The sequence below is a fragment of the Pseudomonas aeruginosa genome (genome assembly GCF_001457615.1).
Taxonomy (GTDB): domain Bacteria; phylum Pseudomonadota; class Gammaproteobacteria; order Pseudomonadales; family Pseudomonadaceae; genus Pseudomonas; species Pseudomonas aeruginosa.
Window position 1 is genome coordinate 3,023,950 of record NZ_LN831024.1, and the last position, 24,399, is coordinate 3,048,348.

Annotated in this window: 18 protein-coding genes and 1 pseudogene; 3 read left to right on the plus strand and 16 right to left on the minus strand. The window is 64.3% G+C overall.

The features are described 5' to 3' along the window. Positions 1 to 8: 8 nt before the first annotated feature. The 11 genes and pseudogenes from AT700_RS13820 to AT700_RS13870 all read right to left on the minus strand — a co-directional run bounded on the left by AT700_RS13820 (position 9) and on the right by AT700_RS13870 (position 12,463). Positions 9 to 1,336: pseudogene (locus tag AT700_RS13820) on the minus strand (beta-xylosidase). After that, positions 1,326 to 2,513: a glycosyltransferase family 4 protein gene (locus AT700_RS13825; RefSeq protein WP_003089229.1), complete on the minus strand. Its 1,188-nt coding sequence runs from the start codon at positions 2,511 to 2,513 to the stop codon at positions 1,326 to 1,328. Before AT700_RS13825 ends, AT700_RS13820 begins: the two are co-directional and overlap by 11 nt. Then, positions 2,513 to 4,501: a GumC family protein gene (locus AT700_RS13830; RefSeq protein WP_003089228.1), complete on the minus strand. Its 1,989-nt coding sequence runs from the start codon at positions 4,499 to 4,501 to the stop codon at positions 2,513 to 2,515. The genes AT700_RS13825 and AT700_RS13830 overlap by 1 nt, the downstream gene beginning before the upstream one ends. Before the next feature lie 14 nt (positions 4,502 to 4,515). After that, a complete protein-coding gene (locus AT700_RS13835; protein WP_003089227.1) occupies positions 4,516 to 5,286 on the minus strand; it encodes a polysaccharide biosynthesis/export family protein in 771 nt (256 codons plus the stop codon). Positions 5,287 to 5,315: 29 nt separating this feature from the next. After that, the gene (locus AT700_RS13840; RefSeq protein ID WP_003089226.1) at positions 5,316 to 6,227 is read right to left on the minus strand and encodes a glycosyltransferase family 2 protein; all 912 of its coding nucleotides are present in this window, start codon (positions 6,225 to 6,227) and stop codon (positions 5,316 to 5,318) included. Next, the gene (locus AT700_RS13845) at positions 6,227 to 7,693 is read right to left on the minus strand and encodes a mannose-1-phosphate guanylyltransferase/mannose-6-phosphate isomerase (RefSeq protein WP_003117248.1); all 1,467 of its coding nucleotides are present in this window, start codon (positions 7,691 to 7,693) and stop codon (positions 6,227 to 6,229) included. Before AT700_RS13845 ends, AT700_RS13840 begins: the two co-directional genes overlap by 1 nt. Then, a complete protein-coding gene (locus AT700_RS13850; protein ID WP_003111160.1) occupies positions 7,693 to 9,129 on the minus strand; it encodes an undecaprenyl-phosphate glucose phosphotransferase in 1,437 nt (478 codons plus the stop codon). Before AT700_RS13850 ends, AT700_RS13845 begins: the two co-directional genes overlap by 1 nt. Positions 9,130 to 9,661: 532 nt before the next feature. Then, entirely contained in the window at positions 9,662 to 10,258 is a 597-nt protein-coding gene (locus AT700_RS13855) for a hypothetical protein (RefSeq protein ID WP_003089218.1), read from the minus strand. A gap of 117 nt (positions 10,259 to 10,375) precedes the next feature. Beyond that, complete coding sequence (locus tag AT700_RS13860) at positions 10,376 to 11,095, minus strand: MOSC domain-containing protein (protein WP_003117249.1); 720 nt, start codon at positions 11,093 to 11,095, stop codon at positions 10,376 to 10,378. Between the two features lie 215 nt (positions 11,096 to 11,310). Continuing rightward, positions 11,311 to 12,051: an SDR family NAD(P)-dependent oxidoreductase gene (locus AT700_RS13865; protein ID WP_003117250.1), complete on the minus strand. Its 741-nt coding sequence runs from the start codon at positions 12,049 to 12,051 to the stop codon at positions 11,311 to 11,313. A gap of 49 nt (positions 12,052 to 12,100) precedes the next feature. Then, on the minus strand, positions 12,101 to 12,463 hold the full coding sequence (locus AT700_RS13870) for a hypothetical protein (RefSeq protein ID WP_003117251.1): 363 nt from the start codon (positions 12,461 to 12,463) through the stop codon (positions 12,101 to 12,103). A gap of 349 nt (positions 12,464 to 12,812) precedes the next feature. On the opposite strand from AT700_RS13870, the gene AT700_RS13875 reads away from it, so the two are divergent. Next, a complete protein-coding gene (locus AT700_RS13875) occupies positions 12,813 to 13,907 on the plus strand; it encodes an MBL fold metallo-hydrolase (protein WP_004343548.1) in 1,095 nt (364 codons plus the stop codon). A 718-nt stretch (positions 13,908 to 14,625) separates the two neighbouring features. After that, positions 14,626 to 15,168, plus strand: a complete 543-nt coding sequence (locus AT700_RS13880) for a hypothetical protein (RefSeq protein ID WP_003122765.1) — start codon at positions 14,626 to 14,628, stop codon at positions 15,166 to 15,168. A 22-nt stretch (positions 15,169 to 15,190) separates the two neighbouring features. Here the strand turns inward: AT700_RS13880 and AT700_RS13885 are convergent, their stop codons facing one another. Next, on the minus strand, positions 15,191 to 16,390 hold the full coding sequence (locus AT700_RS13885; RefSeq protein WP_048521098.1) for a PucR family transcriptional regulator: 1,200 nt from the start codon (positions 16,388 to 16,390) through the stop codon (positions 15,191 to 15,193). 293 nt (positions 16,391 to 16,683) lie between these two features. Between AT700_RS13885 and AT700_RS13890 the strand changes: the two genes are divergently transcribed. Continuing rightward, positions 16,684 to 17,550 carry a phytanoyl-CoA dioxygenase family protein gene (locus AT700_RS13890; protein ID WP_003089190.1) on the plus strand — a complete coding sequence of 289 codons (867 nt, stop codon included), beginning with the start codon at positions 16,684 to 16,686 and terminating at the stop codon, positions 17,548 to 17,550. Between the two features lie 84 nt (positions 17,551 to 17,634). On the opposite strand, the gene AT700_RS13895 is transcribed toward AT700_RS13890, so the two are convergent. The 4 genes from AT700_RS13895 to AT700_RS13910 form a co-directional block, all read right to left on the minus strand. Next, entirely contained in the window at positions 17,635 to 18,597 is a 963-nt protein-coding gene (locus tag AT700_RS13895) for a WD40/YVTN/BNR-like repeat-containing protein (protein ID WP_034047995.1), read from the minus strand. A gap of 10 nt (positions 18,598 to 18,607) precedes the next feature. After that, positions 18,608 to 21,010: an efflux RND transporter permease subunit gene (locus AT700_RS13900; RefSeq protein ID WP_023082917.1), complete on the minus strand. Its 2,403-nt coding sequence runs from the start codon at positions 21,008 to 21,010 to the stop codon at positions 18,608 to 18,610. Positions 21,011 to 21,018: 8 nt separating this feature from the next. Beyond that, entirely contained in the window at positions 21,019 to 22,605 is a 1,587-nt protein-coding gene (locus AT700_RS13905) for a DUF1302 domain-containing protein (RefSeq protein WP_003144178.1), read from the minus strand. An 83-nt stretch (positions 22,606 to 22,688) separates the two neighbouring features. Further along, complete coding sequence (locus tag AT700_RS13910; protein ID WP_003089182.1) at positions 22,689 to 24,113, minus strand: DUF1329 domain-containing protein; 1,425 nt, start codon at positions 24,111 to 24,113, stop codon at positions 22,689 to 22,691. Positions 24,114 to 24,399: the final 286 nt, after the last annotated feature.

The following is a 24,399-nucleotide window of genomic DNA, read 5'->3' on the forward strand; positions in this document are numbered from 1 at the left end:
GGGTGGCTTCACTCCCAGACCAGCATCTGCAGGCTGGACTTCACCGGGACTTCCAGGCCGTCGCTGCCGCTCAAGGGCGTGACCTTGCCGCTGAGCGGATCGTGCAGGGTGGCCTCTTTGAGCTTCGGCAGGCGCACGTTGCCGCCGCGGGCCGACCAGAACAGCCAGACGTTGCGACCGTCCTCGCGGGTCCAGCCGATGCTGAAGGAACCGTCGGGCAGGTCCTCGGTGACCGGCGGGTCGGCCGGGCGCAGCTTCGGCCCGGTGACCTTGAGGAAGCGTTGCAGGGCCAGGTAGACCGGCTTGGGGTTGGCGTCCAGGTCGAGCAGGCCGTAGTCGCGGTCGCGCACGCTGGCGCGCTGGTCGAGATCGCTGAGGGTGAAGAGGAAGATCCGGTCGTAGTCCAGCGCACTCATCAGCGCCAGGCGGCGCAGCACGTAGTCGGCCTGGCCTTCGACGCCGATGATGTCCTGCAACTCCTTCGGCCCTTGTAGGCCGACCAGCCCCACTCGGTGCTCCAGATCGCCGGCACGCCGGCGTTGCGCAGGGCGCGGTTGATCTGGTTGGCGTGGGAGACGAAGTCCAGGTTCCACGGGTAGTTGCCTTCCGGCAACTGGGTATAGGGATGGTAGGTGGCGATGGTGCCGAGGCTCTCCACGCCCAGGTGGCCGAGGGCGTCGAACATGGTGCGGCCGTCGGGCATCTCGCTGAAGAAGGCCATGCCGGCGGAAACCACCGGCTTCTCCGGGTCGACCATGCGCAGGGCGATGGTGCTGGCCTGGAGCAGCTTGGCGTAGCCTTCCGGGTCGGCCTTGGGCCGCCAGAAGCCGATCAGGTTGGGCTCGTTCCATACCTGCCAGGCGGCCACGCTCGGGTAGCGCTGCGAGAGCATCGCCATGCGCCGGGCGAAGACTTCCGGGTCGCGCGGCGGATACTGGTCCTGGAAGGGCGAGTAGAACGGCGCGGTGGTGATGAAGCGGGCCGAGCCGACCAGGTAGAACACCGACTTCAGCTGGCGCGCCTCGAGATCCTTGACCAACTGGTCGAGGGAGGCCAGCTGGTACTGGTCCTCGGCGGTTTCCAGGCGGTCCCAGTGCAGGTCCAGGCGCACCCACTCCAGCCCCAGGTCCTGCAGGCGGTCGATCTGCTTGTTGTAACGCTCCGGGCTGAACCAGAGGAACTGCGCGTTGACCCCGAGGAAGTCTTTCCAGACCACCGCGCGAGGCGCCTTCAGTACCTGGATCTCGGCGTCGGCGGGACGCCCCCAGAACACCAGCAGCAGTACCACGGCGAGCAGCAGCGCGCTGCCGCCCAGATAGAGTCCCTTACGTGCCATGAACGGTTCCCACCATGTCGTTGAACAGTGCCTGGAAGCGCAGCGCGGTGCGCGGCCAGGTCCGCGCATGGCCGATCGCTCCGGCGCGCTCGGCCCAGGCCTGTGCCAGGCGGGGTTCGCGAGCGAGGTTCAACAACTGTTCGGAGAGGGCTGCCACGTCTCCCTGAGGGTAGATGGCGCCGTTGCCGCTGGCGACTTCCTCGGCGAAGGCGCGAGCGTCCGAGGTGATCGCGCCGCGCCCGCAGGCTGCCGCCCAGGACAGGGCGCCGCTGGTGCCGCGCTGCTGGCCGAGCAGACCGAGTTTCTTCGACTCGCGGTACGGCAGGACCATCACGTGGTGGGCCTGGATGGTACGCGGGATGTCCGCGGCGGCCAGGTTCAGGTTCCAGTCGATGGCGTCGGCCAGGCCAAGCTCGGCGATCTGTGCCTTCAACTGGTCGAGGTAGTTGCCGCCGGCGCCGAAGGCCATTTCCGCGGCGGTGCCGCCGGCCAGGGTCAGGCGCACGCGCTGGCGCATCTCCGGCGCGCTGGCGAACAGGTCGGCGAGGGCCTCGAGCAGGTCCTCGATGCCTTTGCCGCGATAGATGAATCCGAAGTACAGCAGGCGCAGGGTGTCCAGCGACGGCAGCGGCACCGTGGCGATCTCCAGGTTGCCGTGGTTGATCACCTCGACCCGCCCGGGCGGCAGGCGCATCCGCCGGGCCAGGCACTCGCCGCCCAGGCCGGTGAGGGTCACCAGGCGCGTCAGGCCCTGGGCCACGGCACGCTCTTCGCGCAGGGTCAGCGGGTCGGCGAGCACCACGGCGGCCTGGGGCAGGGGAGAGGGCAGGCGTTCCAGCAGGTTCAGCGGCCAGGGCAGGCGCTCGCGGCGCCAGACCATGCGCTCCGGATCGTGCACCGTGGCGCTCAGCGGCAGGCGCGGGAAACGCTTGCGCAGCTCGCGCAGGGCGATGAACTCACCCAGGCGGCCGCCGCCGAGTTCGGCATGGACCAGGTCGAAGGCGTTCCAGTCGACGCTGTCCAGCCGGCTGGCGATATTCGCGCTGTCGGCCGCCACGCCGGCGAGCGGCGTGGCTACTTCGATGCCGAGACCCTGCAGGGCGTTGCGGAAATGACTGGCGTAGTCGGCGATGCCATTCTTTTCCGGCGGCAGGGGCGCGAGGAGGGCGATCCGCATCAGAACGCGCTCCGGTAGCGGGCGATGGTCTGCAAGACCTTGCTCGGCACCTCGAAGCGGCGCCGGTTGATGATGATCCCGTCGACCTTGCCGAACGCCGTGGTGAGGATGGTCAGCGCATGCTCGACCACCGGCACGGTGCTCTTCTGCGCCTCTACCACCAGGGCGATCAGGTCGGCGCGGCGCAGGGCGATGAAGGCCTCGCGGCTGTCCAGCAGGGCCGGCGCGTCGAGCAATACCACTTCGCCCGGCTGGGCCGGCTCGCCGCCGACCCGCACGCGCACGCCGTTTTCCTCCAGCAGACGGCGCAGTTGCTCGATGATGAAAGTCACACCTTCGCCGTGGCGCGCCGAGGTCAGGCCCAGGGTCAGGCCCTTTTCCTCGATGCGTGCGTAGGGCAGCAGCCCGTACAGCCGGTAGATGCTGGCGGTGAAGGCGTTGCTGCTCTCCGCGGTGCTGTTGCTCAGCTCCGGCAGGGTGGTCCACAGCGGCAGGCCGAATTTCTCCTCGACCAGGCCGCCGTCGTGGATGCGCTGGTCGAGCAGGTAGCAGAGATAGACCACCAGCAGGCCGACGGCGAGGCCGAAGGGCACGGCGAGGAACAGCATCAGCAGGGTTTTCGGGAAGATCCGCCCGGGGTTGTAGGTGGCTTCCTCGATCACCGAGATGTTGCTGATCTGGCTCTTGTCCAGTTCACGGTCGATCCGCGATTTCTCCAGGCTGTCGACGTACAGCGCGTAGTTGCGCTCGGTGGCGTTCAGCTCGCGCTGCAGGCGCGCCAGGGTCGGCTCGATGTCCAGCGCTTCGCGCCGTTGCGCCTCGAGTTCGGCGAGCTGCTTTTCCTGCTCCGCGAGCTGGGTGCGCAGGGCCGCGTTGTTGCTGGTCTCGTCCAGCAGGACCCGTTCCAGGTGAGTGGTCAGGGTGTTCGGCGCGCGGTCCTCGGAACTCTGCACGGTGGCGCCTTCGTCCTGGACTTCCTTCTCCAGGGCACGGATCGAGGCGTCCAGGGCCTTCACCGGCGGCGCATCGTCGGTGTAGGTGCGCATCATGTCGGCGCGTTCCAGGCGCTTCTGGTTGAGCAGCCGGCGCAGGTCCTGCTGCGCCGGGTTCAGCGCGATCTGCCGCACCGTGACGATCTCCCTGGGCAGCCCCTTGAGTTGCTGGCGGGTGGATTCCAGGGCGCTGTCGGAGGAGGCGATCAGGCGGATCGAGTTGAAACGCTCGCCGCGCAGCACGTTGATCCGCTCGGACAGGTCCTGCAGGCGGTCCTCGATGCTGGATGCGCCGATCTCGTTGAGGTGCTTGAGGATCTGCGCCTTGTAGCTCTTGATCTGCGCCGCGCTGTCGGCAGTCTGCGCCTCGTAGAAGGCGTACAGGCTCTTGCGGCCGAGCGCCTGGGTGCGCTCTTCCATGTAGATCTCGATCCAGGCCTTGACCACTTCCTGGGCGACTTCCGGCTCGCTCCAGGTGAAGCTGATCTCCATCACCGTCGAGCCGGCCGCATGGGTGACCTCGAATTTCTTCTCGAGGTCCTTGGCCAGGCGCTCGACCGCGGTGGTTTCCTCGATCACGCCGAAGGTTTCCAGGGTCACGCGAATCCCGTCGAACACCGCGCCGATGGCCTTCTTCACATAGAACTTGGTGCGCTTCCACAGGCCCTCCGGCGGCGGCCGGTTGGCCAGCACCTCGAGGTAGCGCTCGGCCACCTGGCGGACGATCGGTCGGCCGGTGAGCAGGCGTTCTTCGTCGACGATAGGGTCGCGCTGGGTGCTCGGCATCACCAGCGCCTGGCGGTTGCTGATCTCGATCGGCAGGGTCGAGTCACGGCCCGGCTTGACCAGCAGGCGTGCGTTGGACTCGTACTTGGCCGGCAGCAGGAAGGCGCCGAGGACGATGATCACCACCGCGCTGAGGGCCGCCAGCTTGAACTCGCGCTGGTAGATGAACAGCAGGCGCAACAGATCACGCAAGGAACGAATTTCTATCATGGCGATGTCGCTCCTCAGCGATCGTTGTTGACGGTGTAGCTGACGCCGACGCCGATGGACTTGGCGAAGGGCAGCAACTGGTTCAGGTAGACGTCGACGCCCTCGATACGGTCGCCGACCATCGACTTGGGCACGAAGACGATGTCGCCACGCTGCATGGCCAGGGGCTTGCGGCCTTCCGGCCCGATCTTCATCAACTGGCTGAAGTCGAGGAAGTAGGCGTGGTAGCGGCCTTCCGAGTCCTCGCGCATGAGCGCCACGCGGCGGGCGTCGCCCACCGGCAGGATGCCGCCGGCGCCGAGGATCGCCTGCTCCATGTTGTTGGCGGCGGGGATCGGCACGGCCGACGGGTTGCGCACCGCGCCGCCGACGAACACCGTATTGCCCGGCGCCTGGTTGATGTTCACCGTGACCCGCGGCTCGCGGTAGATCGGCGCGAGCTTGGTGGTCAGCTCGTTGGCGATTTCCTGCGGCGTGCGGTGCGCGGCCTGGATGCGACCGATGAACGGATAGTAGATGCTGCCGTCGTTGAGCACGGTGTACAGCGTCAGTTCATAGATGGTGGCGACGTTGAACGCCGAGAGGGTCGGCATCTCCCCGGCATCGCGGACGATCCGCAGGGTGTCCCCGACGCGCACCCGCTCCATCGCCGGCGGTAGCCTGGCGAGTTCTTCCAGGGCACGCTTGCCGCTGTCCACGGTGTCGCTGTCCGGTGCGGGAATCCGTGCGGGGGTGTTGCATGCGGCCAGGGCGAGCATGGCGAGCATGAGGAGGGTGCGTTTCATGAGGGAGCACTTCCTGTAGGTCATGATGTTCACTTCCAGTAGCCTGGAAACATGCTGATGCGGCGCTTGAGGGCGACCGGCAGGTGGCGTTCCAGCTGGCCAAGGCGGTAGCCGAGCAGCTTGAACGCGCTACGCAGCGCTATTTCAGGTACGCGATACAGGGCACCGGCGGCACGCAAGGCCTGTATCTCGGCGAGGACATAGCGCTTGCCCTCGCCACCCGCGCCGCCGAAGGCGGCACGTATCCAACGCTCGCGGCCGTAGAACACGCCGATGTCGAAATAGCGGCGGAACTCTTCCAGCAAGCGGTAATCGTGGGAATGGTAGACCTCGGCGCTGGCCGCGTAGCGCACCGCGTAGCCGGCCTGCAGCAGGCGCGCGGCGACGTAGGCGTCCTCGCTGCCGATGACGTCTTCGGGGAAGCCGCCGACGGCCGCCAGGGCGTCGCTGCGGTAGGCGGAGAACGAGTCGGAACTGAAGCAGGTCTTGATCCCCAGTTCCGAGGCGTCGGCCAGGCGCTTGCTGCGGCTTTCCGGCGGGTAGTTGAAGCGCCGCGCCTGGGCGCCGAGCAGGCCGGCGCCGGGGTGCGGCAACTGGCGGCCGTAGGCCACGCCGATGTCGGCCTCGGCATAGAGTTCGTCGAGCAGGTTGGCGAAACTGTCGGGCGAGGCGGGAATGGCGTCCTGGGTCAGGTAGATCAGCGCGTCGGCCTCGACCTGCTGGCTGGCCCAGCGCCGCGTCCCGCCGTGGTTGAAGCTGGCCGGCTCGATGACCTCGACCCGCGCGCCGAAGGCGCGGAAGCGCTCCACCGTGTCGTCGCTGGAGCGGCTGTCCACCACCAGGATGCTGTCCGGCTGCCGCCGTTGCGCGGCCAGGGCCGGCAGCAGCCGGTCCAGGTGCGCGCCGGCGTTGCGCGTGGGAATGACCAGGGCGCAGCGCATCAGGCTTTCTTCTCGTCGCTGGCGGGGGCGCGACCGTATATGTCGTTGAAGCGGACGATGTCGTCCTCGCCGAGGTACTCGCCGCTCTGTACCTCGATCATCACCAGGTCGATGATCCCCGGGTTGCTCAGGCGGTGGCTATGCCCGGCGGGGATGAAGGTGGATTCGTTGGTGTTGAGGAGAAACTCGCGCTCGCCATTCTCCACCAGCGCCATGCCGCTGACCACGATCCAGTGCTCGCTGCGATGGTGGTGCATCTGCAACGACAGCGAAGCCTTGGGGCGCACCACGATGCGCTTGATCTTGAAGCGGCGGCCTTCCTCGAGCACGGTGTAGGTGCCCCAGGGCCGGCTGACCGTGCGGTGCAGGCGGAAGGCGTCGTGGCCGCGACGCTTGAGTTCCTGGGCGACGAACTTGACGTCCTGGCTGCGCGCCGCGTCGGCCACCAGCAGGGCGTCGGGGGTGTCGACGATGATCAGGTCGTGCACGCCGACGGCGCCGACCAGGCGCTTCGGCGAATCGATGTAGCAGTTGCTGACGTCGTGCAGCACGCTCTCGCCGCGTACCTGGTTGCCGTTCTCGTCCGCCGCGCTGAGTTCGCGCAGCGCCTGCCAGGAGCCGATGTCGCTCCAGCCGATGGAGCAGGGCACCACGGCGACCTTGTCCGAGCGCTCCATCAGCGCGTAGTCGACGGAGATGTCCGGCGCCTCGGCGAAGGCCCCGGCGGCCAGCTCGCGCTGGCGGCACTGGCCGTTCTCCAGGCTGCTGCCGTCGGCCAGGGCGGCGCGGGCGGCGATCAGCACCTCCGGCGCGTGGCGCTCCAGTTCCTGCAACACGGTGGCGGCCTGGAAGCAGAACATGCCGGCGTTCCACAGGTACTTGCCGCTGTCCAGGTAGGACTGGGCGGTGGCCTGGTCGGGTTTCTCGACGAAGCGTGCGACCCGGAAGCCGTTGCCCAGCGGGGCGCCCTGTTCGATATAGCCGAAGCCGGTCTCGGCGCGCTCCGGGGTGATGCCGAAGGTCACCAGGTAGCCTTGGGCCGCGAGTCCGCGAGCCTCGGCCACCGCCGCGGCGAAGGCCTGCTCGTCGCGGATCAGGTGGTCGGCGGGAAGGATCAGCAACTGCGCCTGGTCGCCGAAGTGCTCCTGCACATGCAGCGCGGCGGCGGCGATGGCCGGCGCGGTATTGCGTCCCATCGGCTCCAGCAGCAGGTCCTGGGCCAGGCCGCTGCGGTTGACCGCGCGGTAGTCGTCCAGGGTACGGAACAGCAGATCGCGGTTGGTCACCGTGAGCAGGCGGGCGACGTCCGGCAGCCCGGCGATACGCAGGAAGGTCTTCTGCAACAGGCTCTGGTCATCGGCCAGGCGCATGAAGGGTTTCGGCATGCTCTCCCGGGAAACCGGCCACAGGCGGGTCCCGGAACCGCCGGAAACGATGCAGGGGATCAGCGGGGCGACGGCGTTCATCAGTAGACTTCCTTGGTCAGGAGTACGGCTGGCACCGTACGGAACAGGATGTAGAGGTCGAACCACACCGACCACTTGGCGATGTATTCGAGGTCGTATTCCACGCGTTTCTTGATCTTGTGCAGGGTGTCGGTCTCACCCCGGTAGCCGTTGATCTGCGCCCAGCCGGTGATGCCGGGCTTGACCCGGTGGCGCGAGCTGTATTCGCTGACCGCCTCCTCGAAGGGAATGCCGGCGGCCTTGGTCGCGGTGGCGTGGGGGCGCGGGCCGACCATCGACATGCTGCCGGCGAGCACGTTGAACAGCTGCGGCAGCTCGTCGATGCTGGTCTTGCGGATGAAGCGGCCGACCCGGGTGATGCGGTCGTCGTCGCGGGTGGTCTGGCGTTCGGCGTTGGCGTCGGTCCTTTCCGTGTACATCGAGCGGAACTTGAAGACCCAGATCAGCCGGTTGTTGTAGCCGTAGCGTTTCTGCCGGAACAGCACAGGCCCCTTGGAGTCGAGCCTGATCGCCAGGGCCACCAGGGCCATCAGCGGGGCGAAGAGGACCAGCGCGATGCTCGCCAGGACCAGGTCCTCGCAGCGCTTGATCAGCGGCGACCAGCCGCGCAGCGGCAGCTCGGACGCGTTGAACATGGGGATCCCGGAGACATCGACGATGCGGTTGTGGGCATGCCGGAAGGCAGCCATGTCCGGCACCAGCAGGACGTTCACCGGCAATTGCCGCAGGCGATGGACGATGGCGCCGATGCGCCCCTCGGCGAACCAGGGCAGGGCGACCAGCACCTGGTCGACCTGTTCCTGGCGGATCAGCTTCTCCAGGTCCTTGGTGTTGCCCAGCAGCGGCAGCGAGTTGTAGTTCTCCGGGACCCGCTCAGAGCGGTCGTCGATGAAGCCGATGATGCCGGAGCGGATGTCGTGGTTGCGTACCAGGTATTCGGCCAGGTGCATGCCGCTCTCGGTGAAGCCGAGGATCACCGTGCGTTGCAGGTACATGCCGCGTTTCATCCAGGCCCGGTACAGGCGCAGCACCAGCAGGCGCTGCACGCCGAACAGCAGCAGGCTGCCGGTGAACCAGAAGATCACCAGCTTGCTGCTGAGGTAGGGAAACAGGCCCAGGCCCTGGTACATGAACAACAGCAGGCAGAACGCCGAGGCCCAGGCGAAGAACATGATGCGGAAGCGCAGGCGGTTGCTGAAGATATCGTCGGAGTAGACGTCCAGTGCCTGGAACATGATCACCGTGAGCGCGCCGAAGAACAGCAGCAGCCCGAGCATGTTGCTGCGCAGCTCCACGGGAACCAGGCCGGGGTAGTACAGCAGGAACAGCGCCGGGGCGATGGCGGTGAGCGCGTGTACCAGTTTGGTCGCGACCAGGAAGTACTCGATGAATCCAGCCCGTGTCAGCGACAGGCTATCTACCGACTTCGAATGCATGTTGTTTGCTCTGCCGATCACGGGCAGTCCATTGAGTGGATAGGGAAGAGCAAGGCGGTGAAGCGTCAATTTAGTGACTATTTTTCATTTGCCACGCGGTTTAGTCATTTTCCCGTCGAATAGGTTCATTCGTCGATAGTGGCTTTGTGATAGCTATCTTAGCATTCCCAGGGAAATATCCGTAGTCTGGGTAAGTTTTTTTAGTCAATTTATTGACGTATTTCTGGCGCCAAACTTTTATCCAAACAGTAGACGAGGAAATCTGACGCCGCCAATCCGCGAGCGCTCTGGCCTGAGAAGCGAAGCGGGGTGAAAGGTGAGGGCAGGCCGCTCGGTCAGGTGGCCAGCCGCCGGTTCGAAGACCCGCCTGTCCACTGGCGCTGCGGGCTGCCTGGGCAGGATGCGCCTGCGGTTCCATGACGCAGGTTGGCCGTTCGAGCGTGCCGGTCCGACCTGGGGGGCTTGGCGGACGTTGTCCGTTGCCCTCGTCGAAGGCGGAAGAGGTTCGGGCCCGCGGCGTGCGCGGACGGCTCTACCAGAACCAGCCGCCGCGCGACAGCTCCTGCTGGCAACTGCGGTACTGGGCGCCGAACAGCGAGGCGCGGGACTGGACCTTCTGCGAGACGTTCTTCAGCCATGGCTTGGCGTCGTAGCTGCGGTTGCGGTAGCCGCCCCAGCCCTCGTGGTAGTTCAGGTACTGGCCGTAGGCGTCCCACTTGGAGACGCCGTTGACCCGCTGGCTCTTCTGGATGTACCAGCCCATGAAGTCCAGGGCGTCGGCGAAGTCGTCGCGGCTGGCGCCCCAGCCGCCGGCCTCGCGCTTGTAGTCGGCCCAGGTCTCGTCCTTGGCCTGGGCGTAGCCGTAGGCGGAGCTGACCCGGCCCCAGGGGATGAAACCGAGGAAGTAGTAGCGCGGCGGCAGGGCGTCATGCTTGAAGGAAGATTCCTGGTACATCATCGCCATCGGCACCTGGACCGGCGCGCCCCAGCGCTGCTGCATCTTCAGCGCCGCCTCGTGCCATTTCGGTTTTTCGCGGAAGATCTCGCAGAGGTTGTCGGGATTGGCGGGGGGCTTGGTGGCGCAGCCGGCAAGAGCCAGGAGCAGGGCCGGCATCGAGAGCCGCAGCATGAAAGGGGTCCTTTGGCAGACGTCTGGGTCGCTTAACGCTGGCGCTTTATACCCGCTTTCCGGCACTCCATGCATCCCCAGGCCGATTCCCTGCCTGCGGGGGGCGTCGGCGCTTCCTCAGGTCGGCCTGGGCGTCTCGGCCTGGCCGGGGGCTCCCTCCAGGCGCGGCCCCCAGTCCTCGACCTGGCCTTTTTCCAGGCGCCGCTCCAGGGTGCGCCGCCAGGATGGCGTCAGCGGCAGCGCCAGGCACTGGCGCAGCAGCTCGGCGTCGGCCCGCCTGTCGAACAGCACCTCGGACAGGCGCAACAACGACCAATCCGGATGGCGCCGTTCGACCAGTTGCAGGATATCGCCAGCCGCCACCACGCCTTCCTCCAGCACCCGGTAGTACCAGCCGGTGCGCCCGGACTCCTGCACCCTCAGGGACATCCCGGCGACCTCGAAGCGGTCGTTGAGCTTCCAGCAGGGCATGCGCCCCTGGGACACTTCCAGCAGCGCGGTCCCGGCCCGCACGCGGTCGCCGAGGCAGACGTCGGCTTCGCTCCAGCCGCTGGTGCTGAAGTTCTCGCCGAAGGCGCCCGCCTGCATCAGCAGGGGGTGTTCGCCCAGTTCGGCGATCCAGGCGGCGTAGTGTTCGCGTGGGTAATGGTGGATCGCTTTCTCGACGCCGCCATGGACGCGCAGGTCGCCCTGTTCGTCGCCTTCCAGGCCGACGGGGGTGACCCTGAGCGCACCGTCGCGCGGAGACTTGGCGATGCCGCTGCGCGAGCCGGGGCGGGTGAAGGGCCGGGCGCGGCCGGTGAGAAGGGCATCCAGGGGTAGGGCAGGCAGGGGCATGGGAGGGTTCTCTAAGATGCAAGATGGTATCGACTAAATACAATATAGAGTCCGCCAAGCCTTCGCCCGCTGTCAAGCCGCCAGACCCTCCGGATGCGTCGATAGCCTCGGCGAGCCGGGGGCATCCAGGCCCCCTAGTTGAGCTGCCGTGGGGTCCCGACAGGAAACCGCAAAGGCGCCGGACGTCGCGATACGACGTCCGGCATCGGCGGCCCTCAGCGCAGCCCGTAGCCCTTGTCGACGATCAACTCCTGGCCGTAGAGCCCGGCGGATTTCGACGACAGCAGGAACATCACCACGTCGACGATTTCCCCGGGGCTGAGGAAGCTGCCGTCGACCAGGCGCTGGTTGATGCTCCGGGTGACAGACTCCGCCTGGGCATCGCTCAGGCCCAGCGACGCCCATATCGGGGTGGCGGTAGGGCCGGGGGAGACGAGGTTGATCCGCACGCCTTTTTCTGCCCATTCCACCGCCAGCGTCCTGGCCTGGGCGATCAGGGCCGCCTTGGAAGCGATGTAGGCGGCGAGCCCGGGGAAGGTCACTTGGCTGAGGAAGGTACCGATGAAGACTACGCTGGCCGGTTTGCTCGTTTGCCGGCTGAGCACGGAAAAGGTGTTCAGCGCCCCGGCGCCGTTGACCCGCCACTGCTGCTCGAACGCCAGGCTGTCCAGGCCGTCGGCGAGCTGGGCGATGCCGGCGTTGGGTACCAGGTAATCGACGGGGCCGATGGACGCGGCACGCGAAGCCAGGGCGTCCAGGTCCCGTTCGCGGGTGACGTCGCCCGCCAGCCAGTGCAGACGCTTGCCGGAGTGGGCGTGCAGGCTTTCCGGCGGTCCTTCGCGCCTTGCCATCGCCAGGACAGTCGCGCCGTGCCCGAGCAACGTTTCGGTCAGTTTCAGGCCGATGCCGGAACTCGCGCCGGTGACGACGGCGAACCGGTCGTTGAATTCACTCATGGGAATCCCTCGTGGGGTGATGGAGATACGGGTCTTCGATAGGGATGGATCAACGCGAGAGCGACGGGGCAGGGATGAGGCGGATGCCCTGTACCTGCACCTGGTCGCCGGCGTCGAACCGGGCGTTGGGAGAGCGGAAGCGTTCGGTCGTGCCGTCCTCGTAGCGAACGGTGTAGGCGTTTTCGCTCAGACCGGTTGCCTGCTGGACGGAGGCGCCTCCCAGGGCTCCCAGCGCGGCCCCGGCGATAGCGCCCAGGGGACCGCCGAGGGCCGCGCCGACCATGACGCCAACCACGCCGCCGGCGCCGTAGCCGACCGTTCGGTCCCTATCTGCGGAAATCACTTCGGCGGAGTGGGCGAGGGGAGTCGTGGTTGCCAGGGCCAGTGCGATGAGGGGGAGCATGTGTTTCATGGGAAATCCTGAATGGGAAGGAGTCGCCATTGGCTTTCCATTTCCCATGCCAGGTTTTTTATTGATGTAGATCAATGATTTGAAGGTCTATGAGTCATATTGACATGATCTTTTTGCGGTCGTAATGACCCGCATGTAGTCGGTTTGACTCTGCGCCGATGACAGTTTCGGGCGCTTCGGAACGGCCTCGTCGATGACGCTCAACGATCGGGGCGAGCGGGGCATTCGACCGTTTGAGCAGGCCCGCACGATCGGGCAAGGACTCCCGAGGAATAGGCAATGACGAGGAGGGGAGGATGCCCAATAGTGACCGCGAACGAATGTCGGCGGCTGCGCTACGGTTGTCGAAATGCCAGACAGGAATAATGACGCTTTGAAACTTCCCTCGATACGGCGAGCCGCCATCGGCGGACATCACGATTCCCCGCAATTGCGCCAGGGGCGTTTCCACAATCTCAGCCCCAGGCCGGCGGACATGCCGGCACCCGGTGCCCGGGTGCTCTGGAACGCGCTTTTCAACAAGCCGAGAAGCACCGTCCCGCGGCAGCCTTTACCCGTGCTCAGCCCGAGTCGTGCCGAGCTCGATGCGACCGTCGATGGCAGTCTGTTCCGCCTGGGTCATTCGACCTTGCTGCTGAAACTGGCCGGTAGCTGGTGGTTGACCGACCCGGTATTTTCCGAGCGCGCCTCGCCGTTGCCGTTCGCCGGGCCGAAGCGTTTCCATGCGCCGCCGGTGGCATTGGCGGATCTCCCGCCGATCCGTGGGGTAATTCTTTCCCACGATCACTACGACCACCTGGACCGCGCCGCGATCAAGGCCCTGGTCCCGCTCGTCGAACTGTTCCTGGCGCCGCTCGGCGTAGGCGACCGCCTGCTGGCCTGGGGCGTACCGCCAGGCAAGGTGCGCCAACTGGACTGGTGGCAAGGTATCGAGGCTGGCGGTTTGCGCCTGACTGCCACGCCGGCACAGCACTTCTCAGGCCGTGGGCTACATGATGGGAACCGTACGCTGTGGTGTTCCTGGGTGATCGAAAGCGCCGAACTGAAGCTGTTCTTCAGCGGAGACAGCGGTTACTTCGATGGTTTCGCCGAGATTGGCCGCCGCTACGGACCGTTCGATCTGACCATGCTGGAAACCGGCGCCTACAACGAACATTGGCCGTACGTGCACATGCACCCGCAGCAGACCCTCCAGGCTCACCGGGATCTTGGCGGGCGCTGGCTGCTGCCGATCCACAACGGCACCTTCGACCTGGCCATGCATGCCTGGTACGAGCCGTTCGAACGGATACTCGAACTGGCCACCGAACACGGCGTGCGGGTTTCCACGCCGATGATGGGCGAGCGGATCGACCTGCAAGCACCGCATGCCGGCCGACGCTGGTGGCGCGAAGTGGTCGACAGCGAAACGCAGGTGCAGGGTTACGGCTGTTGCAGAAGCTAGGTCGGCGAGCGATCGCACGAGGGCTCCAGACGGAAGCCGCCATGGAGTCGCTTCGAAATGCGTGATGCCTGCCCTAGGTCCTGTGAACCTGTAGATTCGCATAATGTATATTATGTTAAATTGTGTAAATCGTTTATTAGACCCTTGCTCTTTTGCGCTCCGTTCCCGCTTCCATGCTTGGTTTGAAGCCTTCAGTCGAGTCCCACACCTCGACGGCTTGCTGCCCAGGTTAAATCCCGGACAGATTTGGCAGCACCCGCACAAGACCTCTGCTACCTCCTTCGCACGGAGCCGATTGCAACAATGCGGTATCGCCCGACACGGACCCGACATGAGCAAATGCCCGTCTGCACGCTGAATATCGCGCAGCCATGAAGCTGCATCTGTACCGCGGCTCATTGGCCCCATGGCTGATTTTTTCACCCTGTGCCACGTACTCGCAGCCTGCCGGCTGCTCTGGCACTCCGTCTGGACAATGGATTGGCAATCAACAGTCGAATGGATACATCGACGTTGAATGCATTGGGACGACGTCCGCTGTCTTGGGTCGAAACCGGAACATGACATGAAGATGAAATTGTAGGTATGTTCCATTGACGATGACGGCGCTGCTGCGGCAAGCGCCGTCCTGCATTGAATATTAAAAAAGTGCTCTGGCGGGACTCATCTTTCTATTTGAAGATGAAACCAGCAGGCAACCATAGCAGAAGGACGACGGATGTCACCTAGCCCCTCCCCCGACGAGCGTCGGCTTGTATTCGAAGCGCGCCGACTGACCATTGAAGCACTGGTGAAAATCTATCTTGAGCAGGTTTCTTCCTCAAGGAACCTGGTGACGGTCTACCTTCGCCTCATGTTCACGTTGTCACTCGGTGCCCTCGCCGGCGTGATAACTCTATATGGGACCATGCTTCGCTTTGGCACTTCGGCCAGTATCAGCATGATCACTCCCCTGGAGGTGGTTCTTGCTATCGCAGCGCTTGCGGCCCTGGTCACTTCGGCTCTGCTTTCCGCGCGTGCGCTCCAGAAAAGTGCATTCGATGTCGCTCCGCTCTTGCATAACCCATTTCCAAGCGCGGACTCGGTGATCGATTCAATATTCGATGCAGACGATATCGATGAGCGGCAAATACTCAGAAAGCTTTATTTCGCCCTGGACAAGACTGTCGAGCATCAGCCTCCTCTCAGGCTCAGCACTCGTCTGATCACCCTCTTCCTTATTGGCGGTCTTTTCCTGACCGGGGCATCCTTTTTACTGTGAAGAGCGCGTTCGGTCTTTATGGTTATTTATCATCATCGATCAGGGGAGTACTCCAGATCACCAGTTCAAGGGCCGCGGCGATCTGAATGCGATGATCGGCAAGCCGGACGGGCAACAGGTCCTGGGCACGCTCCAGCCGGCGCAGCAATGTGTTGCGATGCGTGCCCAGCGCTTCTGCGGTCTGGGTGATATTGCAGCCATTGGCCAGGAAGGCGTGCAGCGAGCGCTGAAGCACCGAAGGCTCCGTCGCCAGACGCCCCAGGGTGCTCAAGACGAACTGCCTGGCCGCGCGGTCGTCCTGGGTCATCAGCGACACCATCCTCACCTGGTCGATGGTGGCAACGGCGGGTGCGCCCGCCAGGCGGCCCATCAGCCTTTGCGTCGTCAGGGCCTCCAGATGCGAGCGACGGAAGCCATTGACTCCCGTGCCCGGCGAGCCGATTGCCGCGCGAATCCCTGAAAACCGCAGTGCGATGCCTTGCAGCAGGTTCAGGTCCAGCGGTTTCGCCGCATGGCTCCAGACCCACAGGGTCGCGGGGCCGGCGAATACGATCAACGGCGCCGCCGTGCCCGTGAGTTGCGCCAGGGTACGCGCCACATCCTCCAGAAGGCGGATCTCGGCGTCCGGGCTTTCGCACCAGACCAGGCCGGCGTAGTGCTTCTGGAAAAGGCTGTAGCCCAGCCGCCTGCCGAATTGCTCCGTATCCACATCCCTGCCCTCGAGCAGCCGACTGATCAGGCTTCGTTTGTCGATCGGGTCGTCATGGGCCTGGGCGCTCTTTTCTTCGAGGATGATCTGGGTCACCACACGCATGTTGCTGTCGATGAACTCCGAGATGGACCGCGACGAGACCTCCAGGAATTCCTCAAGCACCCTGGGATCCTGCGTCAGGTTGAAGGCCATCTTCATCCAGAGCTCCCAGGCGGTGTTCTGTGTCGACCTCGCGACATTCATCAGCAGCTCGGACAGCCCTCTGCGGGCGAGTTCCCTGGCCGTGTCCACCATGTCGGCCGAGACGTAGGGTTGCACCGGTTCTCCGGGGCGCTGCAGATTGGCGTTCGCCCAATGCAGCAACTCTGCGCGGTTGGCGCGCCGGCACGCCGCGAGGATGACCGGGTCCTCCAGCAGCTTGGCATCTTCCGGTGAAGAGAACAGCGCCTGATTGAGGCGCTCGACCCACTCCGGCGGCAGCGTCTGAGCGAGCTCGGCGCCTTTGCGCATGAGTTCACGAACGGCTTCCGATGGGCGTGGCCAGGAGGATGGCGTACTGGTCATGGGCGGTGCAAATCACTCAAAAATCACAGAGGAAATGGTGCAGTTCGTACCTTGGCGCAAGGTTGGGGGAAACCTAGCATGAACTCACTGCCTGAACAAAAAATACAAGGAGGCGCCGTGACGCTCCATGTTCTTTTTTTGGGGTTTAGCGCAGTGGCAAGCGGGCTTGTTCGCCGGTGCCCGTTGCCCGGGCAGCGACCCGCCTGCGCCAACCGTTCCTTCAATCCGGAGTTCTTTCAATGTCAGCCTCTCGCGATACCTTCAGCCTGCCCGTCGTAACCCGCTCGACTCCAGCGCAAGAGATTGCACTGCTGAGCGACCAGGCAGGTGCGGTGATCATCCGCAACTTCATGACCCCCGAACAAGTCGCACGGATCAACAACGAACTGGACGCTCCCCTGGCCGCGCTCGAGGCCGGCTCCAAGCACCAGCACGAGCTGATCGCCGAGTTCCATGGCCGCCAGACCAAACGGCTCACCAACCTCGTCACCCACAGCAAGACCTTTCGCGAGGAGATCCTCGATGACGACCTCTTTCACGACCTGGGGAACGTGCTCTACGCCGCGGAGTGCGGTGACTGGTGGCTGACCACGGCCCAGTTGATCGAGATCGGCCCAGGCAACAAAGCGCAAATGCTGCACCGCGACATGGCGCAGTACCAACCGTTCGTGGCCATGAATAAACATGCGCCGCGCACCATCACCAACCTGATGCTGGCGCTGACCGATTTCACCGAGGAAAACGGTGCCACGCGCTTGATCCCCGGGAGCCAGGACTGGGATGACTTCGACGATGTAGGAACCCCAGAAATGACGATCCCTGCCCTGTTGAAAGCAGGAGATGCCGTGCTGTTCGGCGGGAAAGTCGTTCATGGCGGCGGGGCCAACGTGACCGCTGACTTCTACCGTCGCGGGCTCACCATCCCGATGCAGGCTTCGATCATCACGCCTGAAGAGGCCTACCCGTTGATCGTGCCGCTCGAACTGGTCAGAACGCTTGCTCCGCGCGTTCAGAAGATCCTCGGCTTCCGCTCCCAGTACCCCAATGGCAGCCCAGGCCTGTGGCAACATAACTACGCAGACCTGGCCGACTATCTCCAGCTCTAGAAGCCTTCCACGCTGGCCGGCCTGGCCCCGAAGGCGCCAGGCCCAACCGAGTCCCCGGACAAGCAAAGAGGCCGGTGAACACTTTCATTCCTGGCGGGGCATTACTCCGCGACGTGAAAACAGCAGCGGCGTGCCGTCGGCGTTGAACAGCGCCGCCGTCAGCGAAAGGCCGTCAGCCGACGGTGCTTCCTGGAAACTGTTTCCACCATCCCTGCTCCGTACCTTCAGTCCGTCAAGCCCGACCGCCAATACCCGAGCGCCAGCCACTGCTATGGATGTGACCGAGCCCTTGCCTTGCGTTGGCACTCTGAGAAAAGCCTTGCCATCGGCAGAGCCCTGCAACAGGGTGCCACGCTGACCACCCAGCAGCAGACGCCCATCGGCCAGCACCGCGCCAGACCACAGGGTGCCCTCATAGCCGGTATCCAGGTAACGCCAGTTCTTCCCCTGGTCGTCGGAGCGCAGCACCTGCCCATGCTCGGCCGTGGCGTACAGGGTGCCGTGGTTGTCGGCAAACAGCCCCATCAGGTTGAGGTCGGCCCGCTTGGCTCCTGGAGGCGCTTGCAACGGCTGCTCCGTCCATGTCTTGCCGCCATCCTCGGTGGTCAGCACCAACGACCAGAGGCCTACCGCAACGCCCTGCCGGGCATCGAAAAAGTGCACGGCGAACAGCGGCCGGTCTTCTTCGCTCGACAGGCGCTGGACCTGCCAGGATTCCCCGCCGTCGGCGGTGGACAGGATCGCCCCCCAGTGACCCACCGCCCAGCCGTGCCTGGCATCCACGAAGGACACACCCGTCAATGGCGTGGATAGTGGGACCGAGCGTGCCTGGCGCCACTGCCTGCCCTGGTCATCGGACAACAACACGACACCGTGGTCGCCCACGGCAACCACTCGCTCTCCGGCCCAGCCGGCGGCCAGCATGGTGGCCTGCGTGGCATTGCCCGCCTGCACGGCCGGCACGGCCTGCAACGGCGCGGCCTGGAGAGACATCAGCGGCAATCCTGCTGCGAGCAAGGCCGCGGTGAATGAAACCCTGAACTTCATGCTTCTCTCCTCAGTGCACCAGCGCGCCGATCATGCGCACGGGACGTTTGCGCGGGAACGCCCGCTCCAGCCATACGGCGAAGGCCGGCAGCACGGTCATGGCCATGACCATGTTGACGACGAACATGAAGGCCAGCAGCTTGCCCATGTCGGCCTGGAACTTGAGCTCCGAGAAGGCCCAGGTGGCCACGCCAACGGCCAGGGTGATGGCGGTGAAAATGGTGGCGACGCCCACCTCGAGCAGCGCGTACTCCACCGCCTTGGTGATCGTCTGGCCATGGGCCAGGTGCAGTTGCAGGCGGTTGTAGATGTAGAAGGCGTAATCGACGCCAATGCCCACTGCCAGCACCATCACCGGCAAGGTGGCGATGGTCAGGCCGATCTGCAGCTCCTTCATGAACCAGTAGCCAATGAAGGTGCCGATGGTCAGCGGCAGGCAACACACCAGGACTGCCCGCAAGTCGCGATAGACCACGAACACCAGCAAGGCGATGGCGGCATAGACGTAAAGCAGCATGGGGGTTTCGCTCTTCTCCACCTCTTCGTTGATCGCTGCCAGGACGCCGGCGTTGCCGGAGGCGAGGCGGATCGAAATGCCTGACATCGGATACTCGCTGCGGAACGCCTTGGCGGCGTCCACCACTCGGTTGATGGTCGTGGCCTTGTGATCGGCCAGGTACAGGTGCACGGCCGACATGCTGCAATCGGTGCGCATCAGCCCGGGGGTTCGCGCAACCTCGGTGGCCAGCGCGGCGTAGTTCATCGGGTCGATGGGCACCGCCGCCATCTTCGGGTTGCCTTCGTTGTAGCCCTCGTTGAACTGACGCATGGTGGTGGAAAAGGACGCGACCGAGAGGACGCCGGGCACCCCCTGCATGGCCCACACGAAACGATCCTGGTACTGGCCCAGGGCGACATCCTCGCAGGCCACCTCGGAAGGAGCCTTGTCGACTTCGAACACCACGCTGAGCCAGTCCAGGCCAATGTCGTAGTTGCTGGCGATGGAGACCGCGTCGCGATTGAAGCGCGAGTCCTCGCGCAACTCCGGCGCACCCGCCTGCAGCGTGCCGACGACGCGGTCATGGCTTTGCCAGATCGCCGCCAGGAACACCGCCAAGGCCGCGCCGAGCACCCACTGCGCCTTGCGTGGCTCGGCGAGCCGGGCCAGGCCCCGCAGCCAACGGCTGCGACGCTGCCGGGAAACCTCCTGGGCGGCTGCGTACTTGTCGTCGACGCGCAGCAACGACGCCATCAACGGCAACATCACCAGGTTGGTGACGATCTTGTAGGCCACGCCAAGCGAAGCCGTGATCGCCAGTTCCCGCACCATCGGGATCGGGATCAACAGCAGCGTCACGAAGGAAACCAGCGCGGTCACCAGCGCCAGCGTCCCGGGAACCAGCAACCCGGTGAAGCTCGAGCGTGCCGCCTCTTCGGCGCTCTTGCCGATGGCGATCTCGCGCACGATGAAGTTGATTTGCTGCACGCCATGGGAAACCCCGATGGCGAACACCAGGAAGGGCACCAGCACTGCCAGCGGATCGAGCCCATAGCCCAACAGGCGCAGGCTGCCGAACTGCCAGACCAGCGAGGCCAGCGAACAGACCAATGCCAGCAAGGTGAAACGCAGCGAGTGGCAATACCAGTACACCGCCCCCGCCGTCAGCAGCAACGCCAGCAAACAGAACTCCAGCACGGCTGAAGCTCCGTCGGCGATGTCGCCGATCTGCTTGGCGAAACCGATGATCTGGATTTCGAAATCGCCGTCTTCGAAGCGCTGGCGGATCTCTTTCTCCAGCCGATGGTTGAAGGTTACGTAGTCCAGATGGGCGCCCTGGCTATCGTACTCGTTGAGTTCCACCGTGATCATCGCGCTGCTCTGGTCCCGGGAAACCAGCGTACCGATGAAGCCGCCCTGGGCAGTGGAATTGGCGATCTTCGCGATGATCCGGTCATCCAGGTGCTCGGGAGAAACCGTTCCGGGTACCAGCGGATCAGCACGAAAACCTTCCTCGGTGATTTCGTTGACGAAGGCGTTGGGCGTCCACAGGGAGCGCACGCTGCTGCGCGATACTCCCGGGAGGAAGGTCACCGCCTGGGTGACGTCATACAGCCGCTTCAGGCCCGGGGCGCTCCAGATATCGCCCTCTCGGGCCTTGACCACGATGGTCAGTCGGTTCGCCCCCAGCAGGTCATTGCGGTAGGCCTCGAATGTCTCGATGTATTCGTGGCCTACCGGCAATTGCTTTTCGAAGCCGGCATCCATGCGCAGCTGTACGGCGAACCAGCCCATGATCAGCGTGAATACCGCCAGGCTCGCCAGCACCAGCCGGCGATGCCTGAACAACACACCTTCGACATATGACAACAGGCCACGTGTCGGGGCCTCAGGTAGCTTTACAGAACCGTTCACGGCAAGCCTCACAAGGTGCGGGAGATCGCGATGCCGACATAATCGCGGTCACGATAAAGCTGGTCGTAGGGCGTCTCACCGCCCATGAACTTCGCGTAGTTGAGGGAAATCTGCCAACTGGCCGGGTTCCGCACGAAGTTCAGGTACAGGTTCATGCTGCTCGCGTCCTCGGTGAAGGTTGCGCTGAGGTTCGGTGTCCGTCCTCCCAGCGACCGTGCATAGAAGACGCCCGGCGTGACCTGCCAGCCCGGCAACAAGGTGCCGTCATAGGTCAGGCTGAAGTCCAGGTTGATCCCTGAAGAGGTCTTGTCGCCACGGGACTTCGGCGCTCTGGCAGGATCCAGCTGCCAGGCATTGAGCCCCGCGGCGAGCGGTTCGCCATTGACCTCGTCATGCAGCCCCGGGTACTTGATGACCACCAGTTCGGTCAGCAAGCTGCCCGTGCTGGCCCCGCTGAAATCCAGAAGCGTCGGGGAATTGGACGGCGTGAAGCTGTACAGGCCTGTCAGGTGCCACTGGAATTTCTTCTCGTCCTTCCAGCATTTGCCGCCGTTGCCGGTACACAGGTCGATGACCGGGTTGAGCATGACCGAGTCCTTCGGCCGGTACGACAGCTCCGTACCGACGGCCCAGTCACCGATCGGCATGTTGGCACTGATGCCGTACATCATCCGGTCTTCCTGGTACTCCCAGGTCGGTGCCGCCGCGAAGGTGTTCGGGTCGAGAATGGCGACACGCAACGATGGCAACTTGTCGTGATAACGCATCACGTAGAAGCCATAGGCGACGTCGCTGTCCTCCGGCTGCCAGCGCAGCGAAAGGCCCCACTGGCCGCTGTCGCGGGCGTCCTTTTCGGAGAATCCGTAGTCCCCCCTGCCCTCACCCAGCGCGTTGGTGGTGGACCAGTAGCTGCCCACCGGCGGCAATTCGCTCTTGTTCCAGCGGAATTGATAGTAGGCCTCGACGTTGACACCCGAGCCCAGGCCCGACGCGACACTGAGCATCGGCGCCGGCAGCACGGCCTCCTTGAGCTGCACGCCGGGGCGCGCCAAGGCCTGGTAATCATAGGCGTTGGTATTGTTGATGCCACCGGCCACGAACAGGCTTTCGCCCCAGTTGATCACCTGGTTGCCCAGGCGTGCGCGGACCCGCTGCCCGCCCACGTCGAAGCCTTTGCTCACCCACAGGTCCAGCAGGCGGGCCTTGAACGCGAGGTCGTCGCGGGCGTCGTCGCTCAGCCCGTTGCTGCCGACGCTCTCCGGGGTGTTGAACGACAGCGTGCCGGTGGTATCGGTGGCAGCGAAGTCGCGGATCCAGGTGCCGCGCGCCATGAAGGTGATGTCCTCGGGCATCTTCAGCAACAGCTCATGGGTGCCCTTGAGGTAGTTGGTGAACATGTCGCCGCGGTCGTAGTTCAGGTCGCCCTGGTCGGCCACGCCGGAGCTCTGCGCCAGGCAGCCGGAGGGCGCGTTGTGCCCGGTCGGTCCCTGGTTGATCAGGTTGCAGCCCCGTGACTCGGTACGCAGACCCATGCCTGCGGTGATCGTGGAGTCGAAGGAGCCATTGAGGGTTTCGGTTTCGAACGTGAATCCCATTGCCAGTGGGGTTGTGCACGCGATGACAAGGCCTGAGGCTTTCGTAATTATTTTTTTCATGCTGGCTCTCGATCTGGCGTCGGTTAGCGCTCGCTGATGGCTCGCAGATTGTCGGAGGTGAAGAAGTCACGCTTCAGGCGGGGGGAGCCGTTGTCTTCGGTGAGCCAGCGAATATCGTTCTTGCCCGCCCCGATCGAGGTCATGTCGAAGAGGTAGCGGCCATCCGCCAGGTTGTACTGGACCTGGGCCTGGACGTCGCAGGCGCCTGTCTCGTACACGGGAATCGAGAACCCTTCGCGCACTTTCCAGATCTGCCCTTGCTTGTCGTAGTCCACCGCCAGCAACGGGTTCCAGCTGTCCTCGTCGATGTAGAACATGCGCTTCGGCGCCTGATGGCGCATGCCTTGACGGACATTGGCCTCGACGACCCAGACCCGATGCAGCTCATAGCGACGCGACTGCGGCGCGATCGAGTCGTTGCCGGCAAACGTCTCCACCTTGGCGCCAGTGTCGTAGGCACCGAAATCGTTGTAAGGCACCAGCAACTCCTGCTTGCCGATCAGCTTCCAGTCGAAACGGTCCATGGTGCCGAAGAAGACGTTCGCCTCGTCGACGGTGTACTGGTTATCCAGGCCGATCTGTGGCGCATCGTAGGAGTACGACGGCATTCGCCGCACGCGGCGCTGGCCGGGGAAGTAGTAGAAGGTCGTGGCCTGTTCGCCGGCCACGGCAGTCTGTACCGCGGACTGGCCGGCCAGAGCAGCCGGCTCGAGGTAGTTGAAGAAGGTCGCATTCTCCAGGCGGCCAACTGACGAGAAGAGCGCACTCCCCTTTTTCCCCCAGGGCGTGAAGAAGAAGGTATCTGTCGACTGACGTAACCATTCCCCCCCTTTGCGTGGAGAAATTCCGGAAATGGTCCGGGGAATTTCGACGCCAACGCCGCGGTAGCGCATCTTCATGTTCCACATCACCTCGGCACCGGTACTCGGCATGGGGAACGGGATGCCCGGAACGTGAGCCTCGTCCAGAGCGAGGCCGGCAGCATCGAGCTTGGCGAAACCAACGTTCTGCCGGGTGTTCTCGACCACGAAGTCCGGAGCGCTACAGGTCCGACGGGTCGGATACACATCCATGCGATAGCCGGGAATCCTCTTGAACAGCTCGACCTGTCCGGGGGACAGCTTGCTCGAGTGTTGCGCGAGATTGTTCGCGTCGATGCTGTAGAGCGGCTTGTCGCCCTTGAACTTCCAGTGCTCTCCTCGCACCTGGCCGTAGCTCCATCCCTCGTCCTGCTGTCCAGGCTGCGTCCAGGCAGGAATATCCCCGCTTGCACTCGCTGCGATCTCCCCGCCCAAGGGGGTCAGTTTCGACCCCAGCGCCTCGGGGCCCTGGGGCGCAGCCTGGACCGAACAGAGCACGGTCGATACCGCGAGGGTCATGAACAACTGCTGCTGGAAAACACGACGGGTGGGCGCTTCACCTTCCAGCCGTTCAGTTACATCTTTCATTGGATGGCTCCTCACACAGGGCATGGACCGGTTGCTCGACCTCCCAAGGGGAAGAAGTCGGCTCCTGTCGATAATGATCATTTGACCTGATCAATTGACCATGTCGGACGATCATGAGGCAAACCATATGCCAGTTCTCTTTCATGTTTTTTTAATTGTTATAAATCAGGCGGTTATGGAAAAAGTTCTGTTCCAGGCCCAGTGCCCTGTGCACCACCTTGGGAAGTAAAGAAACATGTGTTACCTGGAGATGCTTGGTAACAGGGCACAAGAGAGCTTGAGGGGA

Bases quoted from the DNA above. Each gene is read 5' to 3' on its own strand.
- AT700_RS13825 (WP_003089229.1), bottom strand. From the start codon at position 2,513: ATGCGGATCGCCCTCCTCGCGCCCCTGCCGCCGGAAAAGAATGGCATC.
- AT700_RS13830 (WP_003089228.1), bottom strand. From the start codon at position 4,501: ATGATAGAAATTCGTTCCTTGCGTGATCTGTTGCGCCTGCTGTTCATC.
- AT700_RS13835 (WP_003089227.1), bottom strand. From the start codon at position 5,286: ATGAAACGCACCCTCCTCATGCTCGCCATGCTCGCCCTGGCCGCATGC.
- AT700_RS13840 (WP_003089226.1), bottom strand. From the start codon at position 6,227: ATGCGCTGCGCCCTGGTCATTCCCACGCGCAACGCCGGCGCGCACCTG.
- AT700_RS13845 (WP_003117248.1), bottom strand. From the start codon at position 7,693: ATGAACGCCGTCGCCCCGCTGATCCCCTGCATCGTTTCCGGCGGTTCC.
- AT700_RS13850 (WP_003111160.1), bottom strand. From the start codon at position 9,129: ATGCATTCGAAGTCGGTAGATAGCCTGTCGCTGACACGGGCTGGATTC.
- AT700_RS13855 (WP_003089218.1), bottom strand. From the start codon at position 10,258: ATGCTGCGGCTCTCGATGCCGGCCCTGCTCCTGGCTCTTGCCGGCTGC.
- AT700_RS13860 (WP_003117249.1), bottom strand. From the start codon at position 11,095: ATGCCCCTGCCTGCCCTACCCCTGGATGCCCTTCTCACCGGCCGCGCC.
- AT700_RS13865 (WP_003117250.1), bottom strand. From the start codon at position 12,051: ATGAGTGAATTCAACGACCGGTTCGCCGTCGTCACCGGCGCGAGTTCC.
- AT700_RS13870 (WP_003117251.1), bottom strand. From the start codon at position 12,463: ATGAAACACATGCTCCCCCTCATCGCACTGGCCCTGGCAACCACGACT.
- AT700_RS13875 (WP_004343548.1), top strand. From the start codon at position 12,813: ATGCCAGACAGGAATAATGACGCTTTGAAACTTCCCTCGATACGGCGA.
- AT700_RS13880 (WP_003122765.1), top strand. From the start codon at position 14,626: ATGTCACCTAGCCCCTCCCCCGACGAGCGTCGGCTTGTATTCGAAGCG.
- AT700_RS13885 (WP_048521098.1), bottom strand. From the start codon at position 16,390: ATGCGCAAAGGCGCCGAGCTCGCTCAGACGCTGCCGCCGGAGTGGGTC.
- AT700_RS13890 (WP_003089190.1), top strand. From the start codon at position 16,684: ATGTCAGCCTCTCGCGATACCTTCAGCCTGCCCGTCGTAACCCGCTCG.
- AT700_RS13895 (WP_034047995.1), bottom strand. From the start codon at position 18,597: ATGAAGTTCAGGGTTTCATTCACCGCGGCCTTGCTCGCAGCAGGATTG.
- AT700_RS13905 (WP_003144178.1), bottom strand. From the start codon at position 22,605: ATGGGATTCACGTTCGAAACCGAAACCCTCAATGGCTCCTTCGACTCC.
- AT700_RS13910 (WP_003089182.1), bottom strand. From the start codon at position 24,113: ATGAAAGATGTAACTGAACGGCTGGAAGGTGAAGCGCCCACCCGTCGT.